The sequence below is a fragment of the Streptomyces sp. NPDC096012 genome (assembly GCF_040426375.1).
Lineage (GTDB): Bacteria > Actinomycetota > Actinomycetes > Streptomycetales > Streptomycetaceae > Streptomyces.
In genome coordinates this window covers 1-17,040 of sequence record NZ_JBEOTD010000060.1, presented here as the reverse complement: position 1 = coordinate 17,040, position 17,040 = coordinate 1, and the positions used below count along the sequence as shown (strand labels likewise).

14 protein-coding genes, 1 tRNA gene and 1 riboswitch are annotated in these 17,040 nt (G+C 71.2%); of the genes, 5 read left to right on the top strand and 10 right to left on the bottom strand.

The window, feature by feature from the left end; translation table 11 throughout:
- The first annotated feature begins 15 nt into the window (after window positions 1-15).
- Both trmB and ABVB68_RS34560 read left to right on the top strand, forming a co-directional pair.
- Window positions 16-876, top strand: a complete 861-nt coding sequence (gene trmB, locus ABVB68_RS34565) for a tRNA (guanosine(46)-N7)-methyltransferase TrmB (RefSeq protein ID WP_353605162.1) — start codon at window positions 16-18, stop codon at window positions 874-876.
- 42 nt (window positions 877-918) lie between these two features.
- Window positions 919-2,229, top strand: coding sequence for a PrsW family intramembrane metalloprotease (locus tag ABVB68_RS34560; RefSeq protein WP_353605161.1), 1,311 nt, complete (start codon window positions 919-921; stop codon window positions 2,227-2,229).
- Window positions 2,230-2,281: 52 nt separating this feature from the next.
- Here ABVB68_RS34560 and ABVB68_RS34555 read toward each other — a convergent pair whose 3' ends face one another.
- The 5 genes from ABVB68_RS34555 to ABVB68_RS34535 all read right to left on the bottom strand — a co-directional run bounded on the left by ABVB68_RS34555 (window position 2,282) and on the right by ABVB68_RS34535 (window position 7,710).
- Window positions 2,282-3,226, bottom strand: a complete 945-nt coding sequence (locus ABVB68_RS34555; RefSeq protein ID WP_353605160.1) for an aldo/keto reductase — start codon at window positions 3,224-3,226, stop codon at window positions 2,282-2,284.
- A gap of 197 nt (window positions 3,227-3,423) precedes the next feature.
- Window positions 3,424-4,455 (bottom strand): M23 family metallopeptidase, encoded by a 1,032-nt coding sequence (locus ABVB68_RS34550; RefSeq protein WP_353605159.1) that lies wholly within the window; start codon window positions 4,453-4,455, stop codon window positions 3,424-3,426.
- Window positions 4,456-4,464: 9 nt separating this feature from the next.
- Window positions 4,465-4,632: riboswitch (cyclic di-AMP (ydaO/yuaA leader) on the bottom strand.
- Between the two features lie 232 nt (window positions 4,633-4,864).
- Window positions 4,865-6,046 (bottom strand): PP2C family protein-serine/threonine phosphatase, encoded by a 1,182-nt coding sequence (locus tag ABVB68_RS34545; RefSeq protein ID WP_353605158.1) that lies wholly within the window; start codon window positions 6,044-6,046, stop codon window positions 4,865-4,867.
- Between the two features lie 190 nt (window positions 6,047-6,236).
- A tRNA-Met gene (locus ABVB68_RS34540) sits at window positions 6,237-6,310 on the bottom strand.
- A 266-nt stretch (window positions 6,311-6,576) separates the two neighbouring features.
- Window positions 6,577-7,710 carry a dihydrofolate reductase family protein gene (locus tag ABVB68_RS34535; protein ID WP_353605157.1) on the bottom strand — a complete coding sequence of 378 codons (1,134 nt, stop codon included), beginning with the start codon at window positions 7,708-7,710 and terminating at the stop codon, window positions 6,577-6,579.
- A 75-nt stretch (window positions 7,711-7,785) separates the two neighbouring features.
- Between ABVB68_RS34535 and ABVB68_RS34530 the strand changes: the two genes are divergently transcribed.
- The 3 genes from ABVB68_RS34530 to ABVB68_RS34520 all read left to right on the top strand — a co-directional run bounded on the left by ABVB68_RS34530 (window position 7,786) and on the right by ABVB68_RS34520 (window position 11,544).
- Complete coding sequence (locus ABVB68_RS34530; protein WP_353605156.1) at window positions 7,786-8,316, top strand: MarR family winged helix-turn-helix transcriptional regulator; 531 nt, start codon at window positions 7,786-7,788, stop codon at window positions 8,314-8,316.
- Between the two features lie 132 nt (window positions 8,317-8,448).
- The gene (locus ABVB68_RS34525) at window positions 8,449-9,138 is read left to right on the top strand and encodes a GTP cyclohydrolase II (protein ID WP_353605172.1); all 690 of its coding nucleotides are present in this window, start codon (window positions 8,449-8,451) and stop codon (window positions 9,136-9,138) included.
- A gap of 414 nt (window positions 9,139-9,552) precedes the next feature.
- Entirely contained in the window at window positions 9,553-11,544 is a 1,992-nt protein-coding gene (locus ABVB68_RS34520; RefSeq protein WP_353605155.1) for a glycosyltransferase family 39 protein, read from the top strand.
- Window positions 11,545-11,873: 329 nt separating this feature from the next.
- Here ABVB68_RS34520 and ABVB68_RS34515 read toward each other — a convergent pair whose 3' ends face one another.
- The 5 genes from ABVB68_RS34515 to ABVB68_RS37100 all read right to left on the bottom strand — a co-directional run bounded on the left by ABVB68_RS34515 (window position 11,874) and on the right by ABVB68_RS37100 (window position 16,801).
- The gene (locus ABVB68_RS34515) at window positions 11,874-12,746 is read right to left on the bottom strand and encodes a trypsin-like serine peptidase (protein ID WP_353605154.1); all 873 of its coding nucleotides are present in this window, start codon (window positions 12,744-12,746) and stop codon (window positions 11,874-11,876) included.
- A 335-nt stretch (window positions 12,747-13,081) separates the two neighbouring features.
- Window positions 13,082-14,206: an alpha/beta hydrolase gene (locus ABVB68_RS34510; protein ID WP_353605153.1), complete on the bottom strand. Its 1,125-nt coding sequence runs from the start codon at window positions 14,204-14,206 to the stop codon at window positions 13,082-13,084.
- 189 nt (window positions 14,207-14,395) lie between these two features.
- Window positions 14,396-15,268, bottom strand: coding sequence for a polysaccharide deacetylase family protein (locus tag ABVB68_RS34505; protein ID WP_353605152.1), 873 nt, complete (start codon window positions 15,266-15,268; stop codon window positions 14,396-14,398).
- 413 nt (window positions 15,269-15,681) lie between these two features.
- Window positions 15,682-16,260: a fasciclin domain-containing protein gene (locus ABVB68_RS34500; RefSeq protein WP_353605151.1), complete on the bottom strand. Its 579-nt coding sequence runs from the start codon at window positions 16,258-16,260 to the stop codon at window positions 15,682-15,684.
- Window positions 16,261-16,591: 331 nt separating this feature from the next.
- Entirely contained in the window at window positions 16,592-16,801 is a 210-nt protein-coding gene (locus ABVB68_RS37100) for a hypothetical protein (RefSeq protein ID WP_503006510.1), read from the bottom strand.
- Window positions 16,802-17,040: the final 239 nt, after the last annotated feature.

Sequence of the window (17,040 nt, the reverse complement as noted above, 5' to 3'; positions counted from 1 at the left end):
AAAATCGGTCCCACTGTGTCTGATTTCCTCAACACCCCCGAAGTCCCGCCGTCGGCCCCGCACCCCTCCGGCGAGTCCGTTCGGCACACCCGGACCAAGGGGGAACCCCGCTTCCCGGACGGGCCGAAGGCCGATCCGGCCGGCTCGCACTTCGAGCGGCGGATCCGCAGTTTCCAGCCGCGGCGCAGCCGGGTGACGGTCGGGCAGGCCGACGCCCTGCAGCGGCTGTGGCCCAAGTGGGGGCTGGACATCGACGGCCGGCAGGTCATCGATCTCGCCCAGCTGTTCGGGAACGACGGCCCCGTCGTGCTGGAGATCGGCTTCGGGATGGGGGAGGCCACCGCCCAGATGGCCGCCGCCGACCCCGGCACCAACATCCTCGCGGCCGACGTGCACACCCCGGGGCAGGGCAACCTGCTCAACCTCGCCGACCAGCACGGGCTCTCCAACATCCGCGTGGCCAACGGCGACGCGATCATCCTGCTCCGCGAGATGCTCCGGCCCGACGCGCTGGACGGGCTGCGGGTGTACTTCCCCGACCCCTGGCCCAAGAAGCGGCACCACAAGCGGCGGCTGATCCAGCCCGAGTTCCTGACGCTGGCCGCGACCCGGCTGAAGCCCGGCGCGCTCGTGCACTGCGCGACCGACTGGGAGCCGTACGCCGAGCAGATGCTCGAGGTGCTCGACGCGCATCCCGACTTCGAGAACACCCAGGCGGAGGGCGGTTTCGCGGCCCGCCCGGAGTTCCGGCCGCTGACCCGTTTCGAGGGGCAGGGACTGGACAAGGGACATGTCGTGAACGATCTGCTGTTCCGGCGCGTACCGCACGGGAACGGCCGGCCGCCCGGACCGCAGGTTCCGCGGTCGGGCCGGTAAACCGCTCCAGACCCTCGTCCCGTCACCGTTAGGGTCGATGCCGTGGCCACCAGTGCTCCGTTCCCGACTCCCCCCGCCGGTCCCGGCACGGGACTGCTCCGGCACCCGCACTGGTGGCAGCGCGGGTGGGTGAGGTACGGGGCGCTGATCACCCTGCTGGTGCTGTCCGGGCTGGTGATCCTCGCGCTCGTGCGGCGGCAGACCGGCACCGAGGGGCTCCTGGTGGGGGTGGGCCTTGCCGTGCTGCCCGTGCCCTGGCTGACGGCCGCCTTCCGCTGGCTGGACCGGGTGGAGCCGGGGCCCTGGCGGAACCTGGTCTTCGCCTTCGCGTGGGGTGCCTGCGCGGCAGCGCTGATGGCCATCGTCGCCAACACCTTCGCGACCAAGTGGATAGCCACCGCCACCGCCGACCCGGCCGGTGCCGACACCCTCGGCGCCACGGTGATAGCCCCGATCGTCGAGGAGTCCGCCAAGGCGGCTGCCGTACTGCTGGTCTTCCTCTTCCGCAGACGGCATTTCACCGGCCTCGTGGACGGGGTGGTGATAGCCGGGATCACCGCCACCGGGTTCGCGTTCACCGAGAACATCCTCTATCTCGGTACGGCCTTCGGGACCGACCAGCTGACCGGCGACCGCGGCATCGCCTCCGTCACCGCCGCGACGTTCTTCGTGCGCATCGTGATGTCCCCGTTCGCGCACCCCCTCTTCACCGTGCTGACCGGCATCGGCTTCGGCATCGCCGCGCTGTCCGGGGAGCGGCAGCGTCTTCGGCGGGTGCTGCCGCCGGTGGGCGGGCTGCTGCTGGCGATGTCCATGCACGCCCTCTGGAACGGCTCCTCCACCTTCGGGCGGTACGGGTTCTTCGCCGTCTACGGCGGGTTCATGGTGCCCGCGTTCGCGCTGCTGACCTGGCTCGCGATCTGGACGCGGCAGCGGGAGCTGCGGACCGTGCAGGCGGAACTGCCGGCGTACGTGCTGGCCGGATGGCTGGGGCCGGCCGAGCCGATCGCGCTCGGGTCGATGCGGGCGCGGCGGATGGCCAGGGAGTACGCCCGGCACCACTGCGGGGGGCGGCCGGCGGCGCGGACGGTGGCCGAGTACGAGGCGTACGCCACCTCGCTCGCGTTCCTGCGGCACCGCGGGCGGCGGGGGCGGGCCGGGGCGGACTTCGTCGGACGCGAGCGGGAGCTGCTGGCCGAACTCTGGCAGCGCAGAACAGTGGCGCGGCCGGCCCTGGACTACGCGGCCAGGGCCTCCGCGCCCGCTCCGGTCACGGCTCCGGTGTACTGGACGCCGCCGCCGTACGGGTATCCGACGGTGCCGTATCCCGCCTGCAACCCGTACCGGACCTGACCCGGCCGCGGGAGCGGCCCGGTACGGAGCGCCACCGGAGCGGGTGGCGGCACTACGCCGACGCGGTCGTCAGCTTCTGCAGGTCCTCGTCCGGCAGGGTCAGCTCCGCCGCCCGAAGCAGCGACGGGAGCTGGTCCACGGTCCGGGCGGAGGCGAGGGGGGCCACGACGGTCGGCTGGGCCGCGAGCCAGGCCAGGGCGACCGTGGCGACCGGGACCCGGTGGGCGGCGGCGACCTCGTCCAGGGCCGTCAGGACCCGCTGACCGCGCTCGGTCTCGAGGTGCTTCGAGGCCCCGTCGGCCCGGGCGCTGTCGACGGTCGCGCCGGGGCGGTACTTGCCGGTCAGGAAGCCGGAGGCGAGGGAGAAGTACGGCACGGCCGCGAGGCCCTCGCGGGCGGCCAGGTCCTGCAACGGGCCCTCGTAGGTGTCCCGGGAGACCAGGTTGTAGTGGGGCTGGAGGGCGACGTAGCGGGCCAGGCCCTCGCGGTCGGAGAAGTCGAGGGAGGCCTTCAGGCGCTCGGGGGTGATGTTGGAGGCGGCGATGTGCCGGACCTTTCCGGCCTTCACCAGCTCGTCCAGCGCGCCGATGATCTCCTCGACGGGCACCTCGGGGTTGTCGAAGTGGGTGTAGTAGAGGTCGATGTGATCGGTGCCCAGCCGGCGGAGCGAGGCGTCGGCGGCCGCCTTGATGTTGGCGGCGCTCAGACCCTGGTACTCCGGGTGCTGGCTGACCTTGGTGGCGATGACGACGTCGGCGCGGTTGCCGCGGGCCTTGACCCACTTGCCGATGATCGTCTCGGACTCGCCGCCCTTGTTTCCCTCGACCCAGGCGCTGTAGCTGTCGGCGGTGTCGACGAAGTTGCCGCCGGCGGCCGTGTAGGCGTCGAGCACGTCGAAGGACGCCTGCTCGTCGGCGGTCCAGCCGAAGACGTTGCCGCCGAGGGCGAGCGGGAAGACCTCGAGGTCGGAGGAACCGAGTTTGCGCAGAGAAGTCATACTCCACGTCAACGCCGACAGCGGATGATCCCATTCCGCTGTCGGCGCCAAGTTCCCGCAAAGGCAGCACCCTCAGGGTCACCCCCAGGACCCGACGGGATTTCTCCCCGGGACCCGACGGGGTTCCTCCCCCGGGGGCCCGACGGGGCTCGCGTCCGGGAGGCCCCGCGGGCCACCGGGGCGAAGGCCCGCGAAGGTCAGGGGTTGAGGCCCTTGCCGCGCAGCCAGACCATCGGGTCGATGCCGGTGGCGTCGCCGTTCGGGTGGACCTCCAGATGCAGGTGCGGGCCGGTGACGTTGCCGGTGGCGCCGACCCGGCCGATGACGTCACCGGTGCCGACCTTCTGGCCGACGGAGACACTGATCGAGGACTGGTGGCAGAACCACAGTTCGGTGCCGTCGTCGAGGGTGAGGACCGTGCGGTAGCCATAGGAGCCGGCCCAGCCCGCCTGGGTGACCGTGCCGCTGTGGATGGCCTTGATGAGGGTGCCGGTGGGGGCGGCGAAGTCGAGGCCGGTGTGGTAGCCGGAGGACCACATCGAGCCGGCCTGGCCGAAGGTCGAGGTGATCGTGTACGAGGACGTCGGCAGCGTGTACTGCTTGGCCAGCTCGGCCAGCCTCTTGGCCTCGGCCGCCTTCGCGGCGTCGGCGTCCGCCTTCTTCTTGTCGGCGGCGGCCTTGGCGGCGGCCTCCTTCTGCGCCTTGGCCGCGGCGTCCGCGCTCTGCTTCTGGGCCGCGGCCAGTGCGGCGGCGGTGGCCCTGCTGTCGGCCTTGCTCTGCTGCTGCTCGGCCTGGGCCATGATCCGGTTGCGCAGGGTCTCGCCCGCGCCGGTGTTCCGCTCGGTGTCCGCGGGGGTCACGCCGACGTCGCTGAGCGCGGTGGTGCTCGCCTCGGGCGCCGGGGAGGAGCCGTCCTCGAACAGCGAACCCATGGAGGGCAGGTCCGGCAGGGAGAGGGACACCGGCGGCTTCCCGGTGTTGGCGCTGGCCATCCCGCCCGCGCCGACCGCGGCGATCACGCCGACGCCGAGGACGGTGGAGCTGCGGGCGAATCCGCCGCGCTGCTTGGCGACGCGGTGCCGGCCGCGGACCGGGGTGATGGATTCCTCGGTGGGATTCCACTCCTCCCAGGGGCCCTCGTCGGCGCGGTAGGAGCCGTACCCGAAGGTCTCGGACTCGGTGGGGGCCGGTATGAACGGGGCTTCTGGGGCAGGCCGGTTGGACGCCACGCGGGCGCGCTCCTTTCCTTCCGCCGCCTACCGGGTTAGCTGACGGGTTCGGAGCAGGAAGGTCTCCTACGCGCGTAAACCGGACGTGGACTCAGCGAGTTCACGACGGCTTTCGCGTGATTCACCCCAAAGGTGGTGGTTCCCCGGTTCCCTCGCGGGATTCGGCGCGTGCGCACGGAGCCGTCTCTTGTGACGGCTGGGACGACCGCGCTGCGTTATCGAACGTTAATAGACCCGGTAGGTGGTTTCCAAGCCGTTCGGCTTGATCATTAACGTTCCCACGCAGGGACTTACCCTGTAGATCGCTGCAAAACGGGCGAGTTGACCGAAGTTCATGAGTCACAGAGGTTTCCGAGTGACGCGGGTGTTCTGCGGACGGCGGTCGCGCGGTCACGGTCGGTGAGACCGGTCACGGCTGCCGTACGGCGAGCAGCGCCATGTCGTCCGCCATCCCGCCGCCGGAGTGCCGCCGCACCTCCTCGGCGAGCCGGCTCAGCAGGGCGCCGGGGCCGGGGAAGGTACGGCCGGCCAGCCGCCGTTCGGGTGCGTAGAAGCGGCCGTGGGCGTCCCGGGCCTCGGACAGGCCGTCGGTGTAGAACAGCAGGGTGGCCCCGCTCGGGAAGCGGGCCTCCAGCGCCCGGTCGGGCCAGCCGCCGAGGTCGCGCATGCCGAGCGGCAGCGCGGGCTCGGGCGCGGTCAGGCTGCGCAGGGTGCCGTCGGCGTGCAGCATCAGCGGCGCCGGATGGCCGCGGTTGACGACCCGTACGACGCCGTCGCCGTGTGGGAGTTCGGCGAGGACGGCGGTGGTGAAGCCCTCGAACGCGTCGATGCCGTCCCGCCGGGTGCCCTCGCGGGCCAGTGCCCGCTCCAGCCGCTCGGCCACCGCCTCCAGCGTGGCCTCCTGCTCGGCCGCCTCCCGGAACGCCCCGATCACCACGGCGACGGCGGCGACCGCGCTCAACCCCTTGCCGCGCACGTCGCCGACGACCAGCCGGACGCCGTACGGGCTGTCCTGCACCGCGTAGAGGTCGCCGCCGATGAACGCGTCCCGGCGTGCCGCCTCGTAGCAGGCGGCGATCTCGAAGCCGCCGATCCGCTCCGCGGGCCGGGGCAGGACGGCCCGTTGTGCGGCCTCGGCGATCTCCCGGGCGGAGGCCAGCCGCCGGTCGCCGAGCCGGACCACGCGGTTGATGGCGACGGCCAGCAGGGCGACCGTGGCGACGGTCACCCCGTCGGTGACGGTGGCCGGTGCCGAGTGGCCGCCGGTCTGGGTGTTCACGGCGTACGCGGCGACGAGGGCGGTCAGGGCGGTCAGGACCGTGGTGCGCAGCGAGTACAGCGGCGCGGCGATCAGCGGCGCGGCGGTGAAGAACGGGACGGCGGTGAAGCCCTCGGGAGTGAGCAGGCCGTAGAGGACGCCGCCCGCGATGAGCAGGGCCGGCAGGGCGCCGGCCAGGGCGCGCGGGCCGGGCCGGCGGGTCCCGCGCACGGGTGCGGGTTCGTCGCCGAGTCCCGGGTCCGGCACGAGATCGCCGGGAAGCCGGCCGCCGGCCCTGGCGTACGCGTTCTCCTCCACCTCACCAGGGCGCACCGCATGTCTCCCACGTGTCGGACGTAGGTCCAGATTTGCGGGCCCGGGGGCACGGGGCGACCGGTGTGGACCGACCGGATGACCTGCTGTGACGTACGCCACGCGGCCTGGATCGCCGCGTACGGCGGGGCGGGGCGGAAAACACTCAGGGCCGGAACCCGTGTACTGGATTCCGGCCCTGAGTCTTCAGTAGCGGGGACAGGATTTGAACCTGCGACCTCTGGGTTATGAGCCCAGCGAGCTACCGAGCTGCTCCACCCCGCGTCGTTGTGTCTCAAGCATACGCCATGCGAAGGAGTGGTCGCGCACCCTTTTCCTCCGGGCCTTGATCACCGGTTCCGCCAGGTCCTGATCACCGGTTCCCCCGGGCCTCGATCACCGAGCCGCCGGGGATGCCGCTCAGCCCGGCAGGTGCGCGTTCGGCGCCTTGGCGAGCGCCCGGAACTCGGGGAGTACGACGACCTCGGCTCCCCCGAGCCTTGATCACCGGCCACCCCGGGCCTCGATCACCGAGCCGCCGGGGGTGCCGCTCAGCCCGGCAGGTGCGCGTTCGGCGCCTTGGCGAGCGCCCGGAACTCGGGGAGTACGACGACCTCGGCTCCCCCGGCCTGGAGCACGCCGGTGCCGTCGGCCCCCGCGACGAAGGTGTCCGGCTCCCGCCAGGCGGTGACCACCCGGCGCAGCCCGGCCCGCAGGATCAGCTCGGCGCAGGGCGCGGGCCGGGAGGCGCGGCGGGCACAGGGCTCCAGGCTGCTGTAGACCGTGGCACCGGCGAGCCTCGGGTCGGCCGCGTCGATCTTCGCCAGCGCCGCCTCCTCCGCGTGGACCACCGGGTCGCCGCCTTCCCGGGAGTGGCCGCGGGCCAGTTCGGTGCCGTCGGCGGCGACCACGACGGCACCGACGCTGAAGGCCGTCTCCGAGGGCGGGCACAGGGCGGCGAGTTCGCAGGCGGTGCGCAGCCAGTGGCGGTCGGCGGCCGCGGGGGCGGGGCCGGTGCCGGGCGCCGTGGGCTCGTAGCGCATGAGGACGACGTCCTCGATGCGGCGGGTCTCGACCAGGCGCAGCCGGCCGCCCTGGTACGACCCCGGTCCGAACAGGCGCGGGGCCGCCGGGTCGCCCACGAAGAGCGGGGCGAGGACCAGCTGGAGTTCGTCGGCGAGGCCCTGGCGGAGGAGCTGGGTGTGCACCTGACCGCCGCCCTCGACCATCAGGCGCCCGACTCCGCGCACGTCGTGCAGGTGTTCCAGCAGGGCCCGCCAGTCGATGCCGGCGCCGAGCGGGACGACGTCGGCGGTGGTGCCGAGGAGCCGGCCGGCCCGTCGGGCACCCTCGTCGGTGGTGTAGACGAGTTTCTCGCCGCCGGTGTGCCAGAAGTGGGCGTCGGGGTCGAGGTCGCCGGAGGCGGTGACGGTCACCTTCAGCGGGTACGCGGGCCTGCCCGCCGCCAGCCGGGCCGCCCGCCGCTCCGCGGAGTTCACCAGCAGGCGCGGATTGTCGGCGCGGATCGTGCCGGCGCCGACGAGGATGGCGTCGACGGAGGCCCGTACGTCGTCGACCCGGTCGAAGTCGGCCGGGCTCGACAACAGCAGCCGCTCGGGGCCGGTGTCGTCCAGGAAGCCGTCGAGGGAGACGGCGGCGGACAGCAGCACGTACGGCAGGGGCATCGGCGCACTCCCTCGCGGCGACCCGGAGGTTCACCGAGTCTTGGTTCAAGTTTGAAACAAACTTACACTGGCGGCATGACGACCCGCTGGCTCACCCCCGAGGAGCAGCGCGCCTGGCGCGCCTACATCGCCGCCTCCCGGCTCCTGGAGGACGCGATCGACCGGCAGCTCCAGCAGGAGGGCGGCATGCCCCACCTTTTCTACTCGGTGCTGGCCAACCTCTCCGAGGCACCCGACCGGCGGCTGCGCATGACGGACCTCGCCGAGACACTGAAGATCACCCGCAGCAGGCTGACGTACGTGGTGACCCGGCTGGAGCGGGACGGGCTGGTGCGCCGGGAGGACTGCCCCTGGGACAGGCGCAGCAGCCTCGCGGTGCTGACGGACGAGGGCATGACCGTGCTGGAGCGTACGGCACCCGGCCATGTCGAGACGGTGCGCACCACCCTCTTCGACCGGCTCGCCCCCGAGCAGGTGGGGCAGTTGGAGGAGATCTGCACGGGGATCGCCCGAGGGCTGCAGGGGGAGGGTGAGGCGGAGGCGCCCGCGGAGGACGTGCCGTGGCGGCGCCGATCGTCCCCGTGCCCGGGACCGGCCGACGAGTGAGGCGGGCTCCGGCGGGCGGCACCGATCTCCGCCGTGGCGCATTGCTTTAACTTTAAAGCATGCGATAAGGTCCCCATCCTGGCACCTGCTTCAAATCTGAAGCAGATGGACGGACCGATCCCGGAGACCCGCATGCCCGACACCCCCGCCGCCACCCCGCGCGCCCGCGTCCGGGTACCGCTGCGCTTCCACGACGGCTACAGCGCCGACGCCGAGCTCGTCACCTTCGACGGTCTCGCCGACGGCCGGGAGCACATCGCCGTCGTCCTCGGCGACCCGGGCCCGGTCCCACTGGTGCGGCTGCACTCCGAGTGCCTGACCGGCGACGTCTTCGGCTCCGCCCGCTGTGACTGCGGGCCCCAGCTGCGCGAGGCGGTCGAGCGCATCGCCGACCGCGGCGGCGTGCTGCTCTACCTGCGCCAGGAGGGCCGCGGTATCGGCCTCTACAACAAGCTCGACGCCTACGCCCTCCAGGACCAGGGCCTCGACACCTACGAGGCGAACGCCGCGCTCGGCCTGCCGGAGGACGCCCGCGACTACACCGCCGCCGCGCAGATGCTCGCCGCCCTCGGCATCGACGAGCTGGACCTGCTGTCGAACAACCCCGACAAGGCCGAGCAGCTCCGCGCGCTGGGCACCGTCGTCCGGGACCGGGTGCCGACCGGTGTCTTCACCACCGCCCACAACGTCCGCTACCTGCGCGCGAAGGTCCTCCAGACCCGGCACACCCTGCCGCTCGCCGAACTGAACGGGGTGAATGGGGTGAGCGGGGTGAACGGGCTCGGCGGGCTCGACGGACTGCCGGAACTGAGCGCGCGCTGAGCACGGGCCGAGCGCGAAGAGCCGGGCGCGAGGACCGGCCGCCGCCGCACAGGGTCCGAACACCTGCTGCCGGCGGGCGGCATGGCCGGCCGATCCTCCACAGTGATCTTGCCCAGGGTCGCAGAGCGCCGATGGACACGACCGGTTCCCACCGGGCCTGTCGCATCGCTCTGGCCGGGCGCACGTGCGCCGCGATCCGATGGATGGCCGACACGGAGCGGCCCGAACGCCGGCCTTCGGATCCACCCCTTACCCGCATTCCTCCCTACTTCCCATTTGCGTGAGAGGGCGGTGAGACCTGCACGCGGTTAAGTCCCCGTTCAGATTCCGTGCATGTCGGCCGACGGATACTCCCCGGGATCCGGATTGCCCACTGCGTCCGGATCGAGTCTCCGGGAGTCTGAAAGGCCGTTCATGTTCACGACCCACAGCGAGCCGACCCAAGAGCGAGGCACCGAGCCGACGACGGGGCGCGCCATCTCCGCCGTGCTGAACCGGCCCCGCGGCGGCCGGCCCGCGCCACCCGCGCCCCGCACGGGTGCACCGCGGCCGGCCTACGAACTCCCGGTGCTGCTGGGCATCGTGACGATCGCCGCCCTGCTCACCCTGTGGGGCCTGGACGACAGCTCGTTCCACGGGTTCTACGCGGCCGGCGTGCGCAGCATGACCGACGATCCGGTCGCCTTCTTCTACGGATCCTTCGACCCGGGCGACACGATCACGATCGACAAGCTGCCCGGCTACCTGTGGCCGCAGGCCCTGTCGGCGCTGGCCTTCGGCTTCCGTCCGTGGGCGCTGGTGCTGCCGCAGGCGATCGAAGGCATGGCCTGCGTGGTCCTGCTCCATGGTCTGGTACGCCGCTGGGCGGGCGTGCCGGCCGGTCTGCTCGCGGCGGGCTTCCTGACAATCACTCCCGTGTTCGTCGGCCTTGGGCGGTCCGTCACGGAGGACTCGCCGTTCGTCCTTCTGCTGCTTCTGGCCGCCGCGGCCACCCAGCGGGCGACCGAGCGGGGCCGCGGCCGCCGGCTGCTGCTCGCGGGGCTGTGGGTGGGCGCGGCCTTCCAGTGCAAAATGCTGGAGGCCTGGGCGGTGCTGCCCTCGCTCGCCGTGACCTACCTCGTCGCCGCGCCCGTGGCCCTGCGCCGCCGGGTCCTGGACGTCGCGCTGGCCGGCGCGGTGGCGTGCGGCGTGTCGCTGTCGTGGATGACGGTGGCCACGCTGACCCCGGCGTCCGAGCGCCCCTACCTCGACGGCACCACGGACAACTCGGCGTACGGTCTGGTCGTCGGCTACAACTTCCTGACCCGCTTCCACGGCCTCGACGCGGCCGCCGCCGGTAGCGTCGCCCCCAACGAGAGCTTGCGGACAGCCGGCACCGGGCCCGCCATGGGCGACAGCGTCTGGAAGATGTTCAGCCCCGGGATCGCCACACAGACCGGATGGCTGTACCCACTGGCCGCGCTCGGGGTCGCGGGCGGCGCATGGACGCTGTGGCGGCGGCGTGCGGCCCGCACGGACCGGGTGCTGGCAGGCTATGTGCTGTGGGGGTCGTGGCTGGCCACGTTCTTCCTGGTGTTCAGCTTCGGCAGCGTGACCGGGCACACCTATTACATGGGTGTCGTCGCCGTGGCACTGGCCGCGATGGGCGGCGCGGGGGCCGTGCAGGCCTGGCGGGCGTGCCGCAGGGGCGGTCGACGGGCCTGGGTGCTGCCCGGCATGATCGCCGTGAACCTTGCCTGGTGCGTGATCCTGACGCTGCGGTACCCGCACTTCTTCCCCTGGTCCGTCCCCACCGCAGCGGCCCTCGGCCTGGTCGCCCTGGTTCTGTCGTGCATCCGCCGACGGCCACGCCTCGGCACGGCCGGCCTGGCCGCCGGGCTCGCCGCGGTCCTGCTCATTCCGGCCGCCTGGTCGGCGTCGGCGCTGTCCCTGCGCTACAACCAGCCCGGCTCGCTGGGCCGCGTGGGCCCCACCAACCATCGGGTGGGCAACCCGCTCGCGAAGCTCGGCCCGACCCGGGAACGCCTGCTGGCCTACCTCACCGCGCACCGAGGCGGCGCCGAGTACCTGGCCGCAGTGCCCGGCTGGGGGGAGGCCGCGCCCTACATAATCTCCGCCGACGCGCACGTTCTGCCCGTGGGCGGCTTCACCGGCCGGGTCCCTTATCCGACGTCCGGTGGCTTCCGCGAGCTCATAGCCACCGGCCGACTGCGCTACGTCGTCCTGAAGCCTGCCGAGGTGAGCACGAGCCTGCGCCACGCGGCCACGCCCATCGCCGTGATCGTGCGCTGGACCGTCGGCCACTGCACGGTCGTGCCCTCGGCGGCCTACGGCTCGGGCGACCAGGCGGAGGCGCTGTACGACTGCGGCCCGGGTCACGAGAGGGGCCCGGGCGGCGGCACATGAGGGACTGTCATCGCAGTGACTACGAAGCCTTGTTCCACTCCGCGCGATCACGGGCTGCCCGTGCTCCGTGGGCCGGCGGCCGACCGTGCCGGTCGCCGGCGGGAAGAGGCGTCTGTCGGCGGACGGGCTCCCAGCCTGCGGGGCGGCCCTGGGGCTGCATGGCATGCACACATCGTCGAAAGGCTGCAGAAGAAGACTTCCCTCGCGCCATCGCAACCGTGTCGTCGGCCGTCGAACCGCCCAGGATCGGCTCTCGGCCGCCCAGCCCCTCCCCGGCACGCTTCGCGGCTTCAGCCCTTCGACGTGAGCGGGGTGCGGATGGGCTGGGCTCAGTCCTCGTCCTGGGCGCGCCGGTAGAGCTTGGCGATGTCGTCGTCGAAGTATGCGGCGTAGGAGACATCGTCCTGGTCGCCGCCGCCCTCGTGGCCGCCCAGGACGCCGATGACGGTGCCGGTGTGGCTCTTGGGGTCGTAGTCGGTGAGCCAGGGGCTGCCGCTGGTCCCGCTCTCGAGGTGGGTGCACTCGATGCGCAGCTGGGCGTCGCTGAACTTCGTGGTGCGGTTCTGGCACGAGATGGGCGTGTCACGGCTGGTGGGGTAGCCGGTGATCTTGACCTTGTTGGCGAAGCCGCGGTCGGTGCCGAGAGTGTTGCCGCCCAGGAGGTCCTGGATGTTCTTGCCGCTCTTCTGGTCCAGGACGAGGAAGGCGACGTCGAGGTCCTCGTCCTGCGACGTGGCCCAGCGGTCGTCGACGACCACCTTGTCGACCTTCCACAGGCCGGTGGGTTCGTCGCCGTCGCGGTAGCCGGGGGCGAAGACCAGGTCGTTCCGCGGCTGTCCCGAGTCGGCGTCGAAGGCGCAGTGGGCCGCAGTGATCAGCATGTTCCGGCCCGGACTGCGCACCACGCTCGCCGTGCAGAAGTGGGCGCCGTGGTGGTCGTCCCTCTCGAAGACCGCGCCGATCCGGGCGTTCTCCTCGGTCCTGCGCGGGGTGTATGCGTTGCCGTCCTTGGCCGAGGCCGTAGCGGGGAGGTCCCGGTCCTGGCCCGGCTGGGACCGGCGTGGCTCGCCGGACTTGCCGAAACCGCTGTGCCCGCTGTTTCCGGCCGCATGGGTCTTCCCCGCGCCGTCGCCCATCACTGCGGCTGCCCCGACGATGACCAGCGTCAGGGGCAGGATGGAATTCCTGACTAGTGAGCGCACGGCGTCATTATCGACGCGGGGCGGGAATTCGGGAGGGTGCTTCACCGAGCGGCTCCGTCACCATCCACCGCCCGGATCAGTCGTCGGCACCCTGGTCGCTCCTGCTGCCGTGTCACCGGCGGCAGTGGTCGATCCGCTCGGTAGCAGGTGCCGGTCGCTCGAGGAGAGACCGAGAGGGGGGTGCCGTGATGCCGGCGTCCGGCGACGCGAACCCGTCGCCCTCCCCCCTCGACGGGCACGAATGCGCCCTCCGGCCTGGACGCCCGGCGCCCGGGCGCCTGCAGGGCCGTTCGCGGCCGGCCACACCACCAGTCCGGGCGTCGGGCACCGGTGGCTCAGTGCGCGACCAGCCGCTTGCTCAACCACTGCAGCATCGGCGGGATCTCCCGCTTCCAGGTGTTGAAGTTGTGCCCGCCGTTCGGAAGGATGATCGACGAGATCCTGGTCACGTTCGTGTCTTGCACACCCTTTATGAACTTGAGCGTGTCCTTGTAATTGTGCTCGCCGACCCTGCTGCTGGTGACGAGCAGCGACGTCTCGGGGGCGGCTAGATGCTTGAGCCCCCAGAAGAGGTCGGCACGGTGCTGCAGGTTCTTGTGGCCGTGGAAGAGGTCCCCGGTAGTGGGGTCGATCAGCGCCCTGTAGTACGGCGACAGGCCCGCGGCGGCCGCGTACGAACCCGGGTGGTGCATGGCGATCTTGAGGGCGCAGTATCCGCCGGTCGAGTCGCCGGCGATGCCCCAGCTGGCGGGCGTCTTGTCGACCCGGTAGCGGGCCCTCACCGAATCGCGCAGATCCTTGACGAAGAACGTCTCGGCCTGCGGACCGCCGGGAACGTCGACGCACTCGGTGTCCCGCGGCGGCGCCACGGTCGGACGCAGCATCACGAGGATCATCGGCTGCATCTTCCCTTTCGCGGCCAGCTGCTGAACTGTGCTCGGGTAGTTCAGCTTGTCCACCAGCGCCTGAGCCGTTCCCGGGTAACCCGTGAGAATGACGGACACCGGGAACTTGCGCGCGTGGTTCTGCGGCTGGAAGTACTCCGGGGGAAGGTACACGAACGCCGGCGTGGCCAGATGGGTCGTACGGCCGATGATGTCCACCTTCTGGACCTGCCCGGCGATCTGCGGCAGCGCGCTGCTCGCACCGGCGACAGGGGAGGTGGAGAGCACCCGGACAGGGCTGTTGCCGCCCTCCGCCACGTGGTCGACGACCACTCCCTGGCCGGTCTCCTGGCCGAACAGGTCGGACCAGCTGGCGTAGAAGCCGAACTCCTGGTTGGTTGCGAGTCCCACCGTGGCGAGGGCCACCACCTGGGTGGCGAGCAGCAGCCCGAACCGTCCGCTGACGGCCCGCCAGTTCTGCCGGGCCAGGCGCGGCCACAGCCATACCGTGCCGAGGAGCAGCACGACGGCGAGGACGATCGCCAGCATTAGCACCTTGTTGCTTGTGAGACCCATGGGCTGTTACCTGCCTGCGCTTTCTGCCCGGCACCCGCCGGGCGCAGTGTCGCCGGATGCCCGATCGGGCCCAGATCGGGAGTCTCCTGCAGAACTACGAGATGCGATGTCTGTCAGATAGATGAGCAAATGCCGGGCGAGGTTCCAACCCGATCCAGTCGGCCGCGGCCGTGTCGTGCGCCGGTCGGTTCAGTGACCGGCCGGCGGCTGGACGTAGTCCTCCAGGCGGGCCACCGCGAAGCCCTGTTCCCCGACGCGCCTGAGCAGGTTCGCGAACATCTCCGTCATGGTGGTGCCCTTGAGCTCCGCGGGGCCGCGGAAGTGGGCGAGGATGATGTCGCCGGGACGCAGCTTCTTACCCGGCTCCTGGTACTGCATATTGCGTATCTGCATGGATTCGCGCCACCAGACGATCGCTCGCGGCCCGCAGTCCCCCACCGCGATCCTGGTGTTCTCGTTGTACGCCCCGTAGGGCGGCCGGAAGAGGAGCGGGGCGGTGCCGAACTGCCGGGTGAGGATCTTCTGGTCGCCGCACACCTCTTGCTTCTGGCGGTTCAGCGGGACGGTGTTCATCGCGGGATGGTGCAGGGTGTGGTTCTGGATGTGGTTGCCCATCGCCTGCAGTGGCTTGAAGTACCCGTAGTCCGACTTGATGGCGTCGTTCATCAGGAACATCGTGATCGGGATCTTCAGGTCCCGCATCATCTCGATGAACCTGGGGTCCTTTTCCAGTCCGTCGTCGACGGTGATGAAGACGACCTTCTGGGATGTCGGTACGTGCGTGAAGACCGGGATCGGGCCGGTCGCGGACAGCCTGATGGGTTTGTCCGCGGGGGGCTGGGGAGTCGCGGGCAGCGGTGTCAGGCCCCACTTGTGCCAGGCGGCGGGCTCAGCCGTGACGTGCGGCGCGGTCCCGGGCGTGCCGCCGCCGGCGGACGCCGACGGGGTGGCCGCCGGGCCGGTTGCGTGGCCACCACTCATGCCGCAGCCGCCCACGGACACAGCCAGGAGCACGCTGCCCAGCGGGGCGTAGAACCTGCCGCCTGTGTTCCGTCGCCTCACCGCACCGCTCTCCTGACCGCAAAGCCGACCTTGACTCTGCTGGAAGGTAACCGCGGTATGAAAAGCGACGTTCAGCGGTATGAAAGGCGACGTTCAGCGGAGGGTGTGAATACGGCCAGGCTGGTGCGGCCGGAGCTTGCAGCGGAGGGTGTGAATACGGCCAGGGTGGTGCGGCCGGAGCTTGCAGCGGCCGCACCAGACGCGAACCCGCGGCATCCCCGTGGATTCTCCGTGGTTCACGGGCGAGCCCGGGAGGACTCGGGACGACCACCCGTGTGCTCCGGCGGGCGCTGTCGGCCTGAGCGTGTTGCCGCGTGGTGTCCGGGCCGCCGGCCTCCACGACCGCGGCGCGAGGGAACCCGCGTTGCCGCACGGGTCGCCCTCACGCCGGGACGTGAGCCACGCGTCACGCGTCAGGACGGGGGCTGGAGAACCGCGTCGATGACGTAGATGGTGGCGTTCGCGGCCTTGATGTTGCCGCAGACGATGTTGGCCTTGCCGTTGACCTTGAAGTCGGTGCCCGAGCCCGACGTGGTCAGCTTGCTGCCTTCAACCGTCGTGAAGGAGCCGTTGGAGAGGTCCTTCGGGCTGATCTGCTCGTCCACGACGTGGTAGGTCAGCACCTTCTTCAGTTGCCCCTGATTGCTGAGGAGCGAAGCGAGCTGTGACGCGGTCGTCTTCTGGAACGCCTGGTCGTTGGGGGCGAAGATGGTGACCTGCGGCCTCCCGTCGAGGGTGCCGCTCAGCTTTGCCCTGACCGCGGCGGAGACCAGCTGGCTGAGCTGTGGATACGCGGCCGCAGCCTCCACGACCTTGTCCTTGGCCGTGTCGGCCTTCTGGGAGAGCCCCGAACAGCCGGGACCGAACGTCCCCGACGGGCTGGGAGACGCGCCCTGTGCTTGGCTCGGCGACGCCAGACCTCCCAGCGCGAGCGGGATGGCGACCAGAGCTGCCGCGGTGGCTTTTGCCGTACGTATGCGGGTGAACCTCATCGCAACCTTCCTCCCATGGAGGCCTGAACACGGCAGAGGTTGTGGAGTGCGGACGTCTTCGTTTCCGCTGGGCGGGGCGGGGCGGCTGCTGCGCCGCGGCCTGGGCCATGCCGCCTTGGGCATCATCACCCGGCCACTCAGCGAGCGTAGCCAACCGGTGCCGGTGACCGCATCTCGAAGCCCGGACGCGGTGAACGCTCCCCCTGCCCGACCTGCTCCGCCGTGCTGTGAACCGCCCGCCCCCGGGGATACCGCCGTCGATCGGCCGCTGCCACGGTGTCTGCGGCCCGGAGGGGGAATGATCACGGGCACGGGCACGGGCAGGCCGGCCTCACCATGGGTGACACGGCGTCCGAGGCGTCGTGGGAGGGCTTCGAGGATGCACGTCCGTACGGCTGACGCGCGGGACTGTGCCACCGGGCCAGTGACTCACCACGGAATCGTCGTAGCGCAGGGGCGTGCCGGTCTCGGTGCCGACGCGGTTCGCCGCTCGCGCGAACTGGCGGTGGGTCCAACGGCTTTCGATGAGCGGGGCGCTCACGCATCGCTCGCCCAAGAGCCCGAAAACGAGTCAGCGTCCGGGTCGGCCGAAGCCGACCCGGACGCTGCGTAGCAGGTCAGAGGCCATATCCCCCGCCTACCAGCCGTAGGCCCTGTGGGACTCGAACCCACAACCAATGGATTAAGACGTCGTCTCATTTGGTGAGTCTGCGGTAGCAGATGAGGCTGCAGGCGATGGCGGTGAAGGCCAGGAAGTGTTCGGCTTTGCGTTCGTAGCGG